This is a genomic window from Sulfurovum sp., assembly GCF_049668085.1.
In the GTDB taxonomy this organism is placed as follows: Bacteria; Campylobacterota; Campylobacteria; order Campylobacterales; family Sulfurovaceae; genus Sulfurovum.
In genome coordinates this window covers 1-3,365 of record NZ_JBATIY010000096.1, presented here as the reverse complement: position 1 = coordinate 3,365, position 3,365 = coordinate 1, and the positions used below count along the sequence as shown (strand labels likewise).

At 38.5% G+C, this 3,365-nt stretch carries 3 protein-coding genes and 1 pseudogene; 1 reads left to right on the top strand and 3 read right to left on the bottom strand.

Going from position 1 to position 3,365, the window contains the following annotated elements:
- Positions 1-376: NifU family protein (locus WBM70_RS06470; protein WP_424557684.1), on the top strand; the 376-nt coding region annotated here is incomplete at its 5' end.
- 49 nt (positions 377-425) lie between these two features.
- Here the strand turns inward: WBM70_RS06470 and WBM70_RS06465 are convergent.
- The 3 genes and pseudogenes from WBM70_RS06465 to WBM70_RS06455 form a co-directional block, all read right to left on the bottom strand.
- Complete coding sequence (locus WBM70_RS06465) at positions 426-1,421, bottom strand: MBL fold metallo-hydrolase (RefSeq protein WP_424557683.1); 996 nt, start codon at positions 1,419-1,421, stop codon at positions 426-428.
- Positions 1,422-1,527: 106 nt separating this feature from the next.
- Complete coding sequence (locus tag WBM70_RS06460; protein ID WP_424557682.1) at positions 1,528-2,655, bottom strand: ADP-ribosylglycohydrolase family protein; 1,128 nt, start codon at positions 2,653-2,655, stop codon at positions 1,528-1,530.
- 203 nt (positions 2,656-2,858) lie between these two features.
- A pseudogene (locus WBM70_RS06455) lies at positions 2,859-3,365 on the bottom strand (alkene reductase); the annotation flags it as partial.

The window sequence follows — 3,365 nt, the reverse complement described above, 5'->3', positions numbered from 1 at the left end:
CACTAAGGCTGGCACGAATGATACAAGTTGTCATGAGACACTTGAAACGCTGCTACTAGACAACAAAAAGGTCACAGAAGTAAAAAAAGAGACGAGTGGTACAATATCTGACATCCCATTTCGAGAGATGGATAGCAAAGAAAAGATCATCGCTGTTAACAAAGTCATAGATGGCTCTGTACGTGAGTTTCTTGTTATGGATGGAGGGGACGTAGAAATACTTGATGTCAAAGAAAATGGGGAAGATATAGATATCTATATACGTTACTTGGGTGCATGTAATGGCTGTGCCAGTTCCAGTACAGGCACACTGTTTGCCATTGAAAGTGCACTCAAAGAGAAACTAGACGACAAGATACGGGTTTTACCTCTTTAAACCATATTTACGAGTTCAATTTCTTGCATAAGATCTCTAATCGCTGCCTTTAACGAGGTAGCTTATACGTTTTTCCAAATTCTGGCACCTGAAAATCAACTCCTGGTGTCTTTGATAGCTCCTTTTTTAAATACTCTACCGGCTCATCCCTACCTTCATCAGTTAACTGAAAAGTCCCAAAATGTATCCCGACACTTCTTTTAGATTTTAATTGAATATGTGCCTTAATTGACTCTGGAGGATTCATATGGGAAGCTTTCATAAACCAACGGGGCGCATAGGAACCAATGGGTAAAAAACTTAAAACTATATTTTTATAGCGAGACTTGATCTCTTCAATAAATTTATCACCGTAACCAGTATCTCCAGCAAAGTAAATTTGTCCTCTTTGTGACTCAATGATAAAGCCACCCCAAAGTGTTTCAAACTTATCCCATAGGCTTCTAGCACTCCAATGTTGATTTGGAAGAAAAGTCACCTTAAGTTTTTGTAGTATTTCAGTCTGATACCAGTCAACTTCCTTAAAATTCCCAATCCCCTCCTGTCTAAGAAGGTCACCATTTTTAAGACCTACAAGTATAAGAGGTTTATGCACTTTAGATAGTCTTTGTAGCGTCGGTATATCTAGATGGTCATAATGATTATGAGAAATGATAACCAAGTCTATGGGTGGTAACGCTTCAAAAGCAAGCCCCGGTCGATGCACTCTTTTTGGTCCCATAAATGAAACAGGAGAGGCACGCTCACTCCACATAGGATCTGTTAAAATATTAACGCCATCCACCTGAATAAGGACAGTGGCATGATTAATGACCGAATAAATAATTTCACCTTTTTTACTTCTCTTAACTGGTTTATCTCCCTCCTCGATCTCTACCCAATTTGGCCAATTTTTGGCTTCATTTTTAAAGAGCTTCCATTCCAAAAGTGTAAAAAAAGATTTATTCGGGAAAGGCTCAAGGTTTTGAAATCTTTCACCATCATAAGGTGCATTATAAGGATTTTTAAAATCACTTGCAATAGAAGGTATTGTAACCCATAGCAATATACCAAGTAGAAAAAAAGTATAGTGTTTTTTGATATATATAGACATATATTTAAAATAACATAAATTTCTTCAATTGTGATATATCAATCTAGGTCTATTGACTCTATTCTTTTGGGTAGAATCTATTTAGCCATTGGTTTATTTGCATATCCAAAGCATCGTGTTGTGCCAAAGTAGTATAAAATGGTTCATCAAACTTGTTTGATGCCAATCCTATTATGGTTCCTAATACAGATCCTCTATGTGCATTTTCTCCTCCTAGGTTTGTATTGATAAGAAGGGCTTTTCGTGGATCTTCATAATACTTGGAAGCAAGATAACAAACACTAGGCCATGAATCTGTTATATAGCATGCAAGAGAGTAGAGACGACCGACCACATAAGAATCTTCCTTGTTTTGGCTAAGTAATTTGCCAAGCTTGGTACCGGGAATAACATTGGCAGCTTTTTCAATGGCTTCTTCTACTGATTCATTTACAGGACGATTAAGCAGGGTATGCAATAAAACCACATAGCTATCGACAACATGCATCAAACCTTTATCGGGATGTGTTAACCATACATGTTCTCTGCACTGCTGTTGTACTAGGGCCAAAGGTTCAGAAGATAGAAGTGCTAAAGCCAATGGTGCTACGGTTACCAATGCACCCATTGATGGAGTATCGTGCGTAACTGCTCCACAATCTTTTGGATTTTTCCCAGAGATGTAGTTTGCGAAAAATCCTCTATGACAACTTTCCGCATACGTATCTGGGTGTGCAGGTTTATCTGCAGTCATCAAGTCTATATACTCTCTTACCCAAACTTCGCAATCATAATGACCCGCTCTGGTTAGACTATTCATGAGCCATTTTGCCCACCATGCATTGAGTGTATTTTCTCCTGCTTCCAACCCATGATGATAGTGACCATGTGGAAGACCCCAGAGGTGGGCTTTACCTTTTAAAATGACTTCCCCGACAACTTCTTTTTGCATAGTATTATTTTTGTTTTTTCTACCGCCACTGGTAGTTGAGTGTAATTTCATGATAGAGCTTGGATGATATGTAGGAGCAGCTTCCATTTTGCGTATGCCATGAGGAGGAAATGCTTTCATAATATCCACTGGATTGTAGAACCAGTGTACTGGCATAGAAAGAGCATCACCTATATACAGATTTATCAAAGCAGCTTTGGCTCTGGAACGTTTTATGCCTACTGGTAATGGCTCTAATTGATCTGAAATACTCATGCTCTAATCCTTTTAAGAAGAAAAAATCTAACACATCACTACTATTTAAAAATGATGCTATAGTTCTAAAACTATGCTATTGGCCACTTTATCTTGGAAGTGCGAATATATACTTTTTTACATTTCCATAGCTAATGATAAAATGATAAAATGTAATTCATCTTTTATCTACCCAAATATTTTCTACATAAACATCCTACACCTTAAAGCGTAGGATAATCCGTGTACCCTTTTTCATCTTGCGTGTAAAATGTATTTATGTCGGGTTCATTGAGCTCTGCGTTTGTTTTGAAACGCTCTGGTAAGTCAGGGTTTGAGATGAAGAGCGTACCGTATGCTACTGCATCAGCCTGTTGATCTTCTATGACCTGATTCCCTCTTTCTTTGTCATAACCGCCACAAGTGATCAGTACGCCTTTGTAAGCATCTCTGATTGCAGAAAGTTCTACCACATTCGCACCATGGCGTATGTCACCCTCTAGAGCGTCTACTATGTGAAGGTAGGCAAGTCCATAGTCGTTTAATTTTTCACAGACATAGGTAAAATGTGTTAAAGGGTCGGAGTCTGTCTTGTCATTGAACGTACCGCTTGGAGAGAGTCTGAGTCCTGTTTTGTCTGTGCCTATCTCTGCTGAGACTGCTTCTATGACCTCAAAAAGAAAACGGCTTCTGTTCTCTATGTTACCACCGTAGGCATCTTCTCTGATATT